This window comes from Paenibacillus sp. JT22N7 (genome assembly GCF_059383875.1).
In genome coordinates, this window is the sequence record NZ_JBXENY010000012.1 from 251,458 (window position 1) to 258,372 (window position 6,915).

The 6,915-nt window shown below is 51.9% G+C and carries 2 protein-coding genes; one reads left to right on the forward strand and one right to left on the reverse strand.

Translation table 11 applies throughout. The features are described 5' to 3' along the window. The first annotated feature begins 23 nt into the window (after positions 1 to 23). Positions 24 to 5,636 carry a X2-like carbohydrate binding domain-containing protein gene (locus tag AC50Y5_RS28055; protein ID WP_494864587.1) on the forward strand — a complete coding sequence of 1,871 codons (5,613 nt, stop codon included), beginning with the start codon at positions 24 to 26 and terminating at the stop codon, positions 5,634 to 5,636. 98 nt (positions 5,637 to 5,734) lie between these two features. Here the strand turns inward: AC50Y5_RS28055 and AC50Y5_RS28060 are convergent, their stop codons facing one another. Continuing rightward, positions 5,735 to 6,631 carry an RCC1 domain-containing protein gene (locus AC50Y5_RS28060; RefSeq protein WP_494864589.1) on the reverse strand — a complete coding sequence of 299 codons (897 nt, stop codon included), beginning with the start codon at positions 6,629 to 6,631 and terminating at the stop codon, positions 5,735 to 5,737. Between the last annotated feature and the right edge of the window lie 284 nt (positions 6,632 to 6,915).

Here is a 6,915-nt window from a genome sequence, read left to right on the forward strand (position 1 = left end):
TTTTCTGAAAAAGGAGCTTAATTATGATCCCATTCATGAAAAAAATACAGCCTTGGCTGCTCGTTGTCGTTCTGCTCACGATGCAGCTTGGACTGGTAGCGCCTTACGGAAATGTAGCGAAAGCTGCGGACAATGGACTTGCCCAGAAGCCTTACATGGGCTGGAGCAGCTACAGCATGCAGGTGTATACGAACAACGGCCACTGGATTACCGCTGATCAAATCAAGGCGCAGTCCGATGCGATGCACGAGAAGCTGCAGCCTTACGGCTATGAATACATTAATATCGATGCGGCCTGGAACGGTGACATGGATGGCTACGGGCGGCCGATTCCAAGTACGACCCTTTATCCAAACGGCTTGCAGGAAGTGATCGACCATATTCACGACAACGGACAAAAGGTAGGGCTGTACGGTATTCCGGGCATGTCGCCGCAGGCCTATGATCAGGATTTGCCGATTTACGATGCGCCGGGCTGCACCATGCAGGATATTGCTGCGCAGCCGCTGCAAGAATCGGACTACTGGGGTCTCGGCTACAAAATCGATTTCAATCAGCCATGCGCACAGAAGTATATTGATTCGATTGCCAATTTATATGGTGAATGGGGAATCGACTTCCTCAAGTTCGACAGTGTGACGCCGGGTTCTGGCATATCGGATCTGTCGCTTGATGCGCGCGATGACGTCAAAGCATGGTCGCAGGCGCTTGAGCCGCACAATATTTGGCTGGAGCTTTCATGGGCGCTGGACATCAAATACATCGACTACTGGAAAAAATACGCCAACGGCTGGCGCGTAGATTGGGATGTGGAGTGTTATTGCGGCACTGGCGGCTTGACGGTATGGTCAAGCATTGCCCGTCTCTTCCCGAAAGCCGAACAATTTTGGCGCCATGCCGGGCCGGGCGGCTGGAATGACTTCGATTCCTTGAATGTTGGAAATGGCTCGATGGATGGCCTGTCTCAGGATGAACGCAGAACAGCCATGTCGTTCTGGGCACTGTCATCCGCGCAATTGTACATTGGCAATGACATGACCAACCTCGATGCTTATGGGCTAGAGCTATTGACCAATGAAGAGGTCATCGCTGTTAATCAGGCAGGCCGACCGGGACATCCCGTATCTACAGCTGCCGAGCAGCAAGTATGGTATGCCAACAATGGCGATGGCACCTATACCGTTGGACTGTTCAATCTGGGAAATTCGGCGGCAACGGTAAACGTGGACTGGAGCGATATCGGACTGGAGGGGCCAGCCAAGGTACGCGATCTGTGGACGCATCAGGATTTAGGTACATTTAACTCAGGCTACAGTTCGGCAAATTTGGCTTCGCATGGTTCGAGATTGCTGAAGGTTACGTCGCTTGGCGGAACTTCAATCGCTAACGATGACGATACTGGCTTTAAGTATACGGGGGATTGGACGCGCAATGGAGGGCAGGAGCTTGCCGGCGGCGCACAAAACCTCGTTATCGATGTAGGCAATGCGGCAGCACAGAGCAGCAGCATCGCTCCTTCAACGGCCAGCTTCAATAAAAAGCAATCCGAGCAGGCTGATGTCACAACGACATTGACGCTGAATGGCAACACGCTGGCCAGTATTTCGGCGGGCGGGACAGCGTTAACGGCAGGTACGGATTATGTGGTGAACGGGAACGAGGTGACGATTAAAAAGGAGTATTTGGCGAGCAAGGCAGTTGGTACGCTGAATCTCTCCTTTGCATTTAGCGGCGGATTGCCGCAGACGCTATCTATTGCGATTAATGATTCGACCATTAGAGACAGCCGGGTGACTCCGTCAACGGTCAGCTTCGATTTGTTGCCGTCTGCGCAAACGGATGTAACGCTCACAACGGCGCTCAATGGCAATACGCTGACAGACGTCAAGCATGATGGCAATACGCTCGCAGCAGGAACTGACTATACCGTAAGCGGCAATACGCTGACGCTCAAGAAACCGTGGCTTGCTGCGCAGCAGGCGGGAACGAAGGCACTCACCTTTACCTTTAGTGCGGGAGCGGAACAGACGGTATCGCTTGTCATTCAGGATACAGCAGTTGGCGGATCGTTCACCCTGAACGATGATGATTCATCCATCGTCTACACTGGAGGTTGGAATCGCAGCTGGAATCGTGGACTTGGCGATTATATGGATGATGTGCATTATGCCGAAGTGAATGACAACGATTATTTTTCGTATACGTTCACAGGCACGGGAATTGAATTTATTACGGAGCTTGACCCATCCCAAGGTGCAATCGACATTTATATCGACGATCAATTTCAACGGACGATCAGTACGTACCATATTGGAAGACTGGCGCAGAAGCCTGTGTTTAACATCACTGGCCTGGCTGACGGTACGCATACCCTTAAAGCGGTGAAAAAATCAGGTTATTTTCTTCTGCTCGATAAGCTGCGGGTACTTCTGCCTGATCTTGTAAGCGCAGCGGGCGGCGGATTCGACAAGGCAGCGGGTCAGCAGGCAGATTTGGTCTTTACGACGACAGGAGCTCGCAGCGGCTTCGGCGGCATTTCAAACGGTGCAGCAGCTCTGACAGAGGGAACAGATTACACCGTATCTGGCAATGACATTACCTTGAAGAAGGAATATATGGCGGCACAATCAATTGGTACAACAAGCTTGACGTTTTCGTTCGCAGGAGGGGCTGTGCAGACGCTTGCTGTAGCTGTCAGCGATTCAGCGGCGGCAAACAGCACGATTAGCCCTTTTGAGGCGAGCTTTGACAAAAAAGCTTCCGCCCAGACCGACGTTGCTGTGGCATTGACGCTGAACGGAAACACGCTCTCGGGCATCAGCAACCATGCAGCGGCTCTGACAGCGGGCACGGACTACACCGTATCCGGCAACGATGTGCTTCTTCACAAAGCGTACCTTGCCAGCCAGCCGTTAGGCACAACAAGCTTGCGCTTTGATTTTAGTGCGGGGGCTCCGCAGACGCTGGCCGTCGAGATCACCGACACCACTGGGCAGAACAGTACGATTAGCCCAAGCACACTAAGCTTTGATCATAAAGCGGCGGCACAAGCAGATATTGCGACGACGGTTAGTTTGAACGGCAATACGCTAACTGGAATTGCTAATGGCGCGACAGCGCTGCAAGAGGGAACAGACTACCAGCTTTTCGGCGACCAGCTTACGATTCGCAAGGGCTATCTTGCCCAAATGCCAAATGGCATGACGAATTTGACGTTGTCCTTCAGTGGCGGTGCTGAGCAAACGCTGGCCGTTGCCATTAGCGATTCTTCCAGAGGCCGCTATGTGGCAGTCAACAACGATGACAGCGAGATTTCGTATAAGGGCGCCTGGCAGCATGGTCGCAACAGAGGTCTTGGTGATTATAAGGACGACGTCCATTACACGGAGACGACGGGCGATTATTTGGAATATACGTTTGAGGGCACAGGCATTACGTTCATAACCGAAAAAGATTCGTCCCAAGGCGATATGGACATCTATATTGATGGCGTATTCCAGCAAACGGTCAGCACGTATTATCCTAGCCGCCAGGTGAATCAGACCGTATTTGTCGCCGAAGGCCTGACACTGGGCGAGCATACGCTCAAAGCGGTCAAAAAATCCGGCTACTACATGCTGATCGACCAATTGAAATTCCGAATGGCGGATATGATTACCCCGGATACGGGCAGCTTTGACAAAACCGCGCAGTCGGATATAACAACAACGCTTCAGGTTGATGGAAGCAATCTGCTGGGTGTGAAGAATGGCCATGCAACGCTCACGGCTGGTGTGGACTATATCGTTTCGGGCAGTGATATTACGATTAAGAAGGAATATTTGGCATCGCAGCCTGATGGAGCTGTGAGCTTAGCCATCTCTTACCGTGGCGACTATCACAACGATCTGCACAGTACAATGACCAATGGGGATTATGCCGAATTTTCGTTTACTGGCACAGGCGTTGCCCTGATTGCGCCAAAATCAGCCGTTCAGGGTGATGTTGATATTTACATCGATAACATCTTCCAACAAACGGTTAGCGCCGTCAACGCAAGCCGATTTACGCAGCAGGAGATTTACGCAGTGACCGGCCTGGCTGACACCGTTCATACGATTAAAGCGATGAAAAAAACAGGGGATTACATGCTGCTGGACGGCGTTAAGTTTGCAGTAAGTGGTCAGCCGCAGCCATCGGCAACGCCAACCAGTACGCCATCAACCGTACCGTCGACGGGGCCAACAACGACGCCAACCAGTGCGCCGACAACAGTACCGTCAACAGCGACGTCAACACCAGCACCATCTATAGAACCTGCGACGCCAACACCAGCACCAGCCGGAGGGGGAGGGGCAACCACTGCTCCTCCCGCATCGGGGGGGAACGGTACGGCTCCATCATCGGAGCTGATTACAGTTGACGTAGGGAAAGGGATCAAAAAGACCATCAACAGAACGAAGCAGGTGGGCGGCAGCAAGCAAGATGAGCTTGCGCTGACAGCAGAGGAGGCTAGCAAAGCGGCGGCAAGCGCGGCGGCATCAGGTGCGAAGGCTGTGAACATTAGCATTCCAGACACGCTGGATGAAGTTGGTGAAACAGCGTTTAAGCTTCCCAAGGATGCGGTCAAAACCTTGACGACAGCAGAGGTTGGGCTGCAGTTATCTACTGCTAATGCTGTTATTGCGGTCGGCAGCGGCACATTAGCGGGGTTGCAGGATGAGCTGTATTTTAAGCTGGCACCAATGAAGGACGTTGTTAAGCAGCAGGAGCTTGCTGGTCAGGCGAATCGCCAAGCAGCCGTCAGCATTGTCACGGGTGATGGTGAGGCGACGGTTGTTGGTCGTCCGATGAACATTGAAACCAATTTGCAAAATGCGGAAGTTACGATTATTTTACCGTTAAAGGGCATTAAGCTTGATGAAGCAGAGTGGCAAAATCTAGCCGTGTATATCGAGCATAGCGACGGAACGAAGGAGCTGCTCAGGGGGAATGTCGTACCCTACAACGATCAGGGCGACAAAGGGCTTGCATTTACCGTAACCCAATTCAGCTTGTTCACGCTGCTTCATATATCGGGGCTGGACCAGTCTAGTCTAGGCATCGCTTATATGAAAGGCTACGAGGATGACACGTTCAAGCCGGACAATCGGATTACAAGGGCGGAGATGGCCGCCATCCTGTCCCGTGTACTGACGCGCCATAAGGCGGATACGGCGAATATAAATTACGCGGATGTAGCTGCAGGGTATTGGGCTAAGGAGTATATAGCCGACATGACCCAGATCGGTTTAATGAAGGGATATAACAATGGGACATTTAGAGCTGACCAATCTGTTACGCGTGCGGAGATGGCACGGCTTGTGTCGCAATTGCTTGTGAGCGATTCGGACTCGCAATCCAGCAAAGGTTTTAGCGATGTAGCGGGGCATTGGGCGCAAAGCGATATTATGAAGGTTCAGTCCTACGGCTTTATTAACGGCTATAACGATGGCACGTTCAAGCCGAATCAGGCGCTAACACGCGCGGAAGCAGCTACCATTATCAACAAGGTACTGGGTAGGCCAAATGCGAACGCTTCGGTACAGTTGTTATGGAAGGATGTTCCAGCTTCTCATTGGGCATTCGGAGCAATTGCCGCAGCATCGCTAGAATAGTTGAAACGGGTCCTCCTGCTGTCAGGGGACCCGTTTTCTCGATAGCTTAATAGAAATAAGGTGCAGCTACCTTAGTAACTGCACCTTATTCTGTTCAACTAATTGCCGGGAAGTTGGATTCCATGCCAGCCGCTTACATCGCACTGGCCGTATTCATTATCACCCACAGCTACAACTGTGCCATCCGATTTAAGGCCAAGAGTATGAGCGCAACCTGCCGCAACCGCCACTATATCCCGCCAGCCACTTACATTGCATTGGCCATGCTCATTCCAACCCACAGCCGCCACTGTGCCGTCCGATTTAAGCCCGATTGTATGATTACTCCCCGTCGCTATCGCGACCATACTGTGCCAGCCGCTCACATCGCATTGGTCATGCTTATTCCAACCCACAGCTGCCACCGTGCCATCCGATTTAAGCCCAACGGTATGAAGGTAACCCGCTGCCGTCACCACTATGTCGCGCCAGCCGCTTACATTACATTGGTCATATCGATTATTACCCACGGCCACCACCGTGCCATCTGACTTAAGCCCGACAGTATGCCAGTCACCCGCCGCTAGCGCCACCATATCCCGCCAGCCGCTTATATTGCATTGGCCTTCATTATTTCGACCCACGGCCACCACCGTGCCATCCAATTTAAGCCCAATGGTACGACGCCAACCCGCTGCTACCGCTACAATATCGCGCCAGTCATTTACATCGCATTGGTCATGCTTATTCCAACCTACAGCTGTCACCGTGCCGTCCGATATAAGCCCGATGGTATGAGCATTACCCGTGTTCGTTGCCATATGCACATTACCCGCCGCAACCGCCACCATATCGCGCCAGCTGCTCACATCACATTGGCCATATTTATTATCGCCCACAGCCGTCACCATGCCGTCCGATTTAAGACCAACAGAATGACGCCGACCAGCTGCTATGGTATCTTTAGGCCACCGCTTCTCCATTAACGCCGCTTCAATTAGTGAAGTGTAATCCATGATTTACCTCCTTGAAAACAAGACCTATTTTTTATCAGTTCATGCTCCTTGCGAACTTCGCAAACACCTCAACTGGGTCGCTAAACTATCGTTACCTGTCGTATTATGAGGTCAGCCAGTTATTACTGGTTGACCACTTTTTATTTTGGTGGTGTATTTGTCAGTAGCCGGGGCAGATCGGTCGTTCCCCTGGGTCCGTAACCCGTCGCTAAAACTGATCGCCCCCCTACTTATAGAAACCATGTTTAAGCTGGTTGAGACGAACAGATCTCGCATAACAAGCG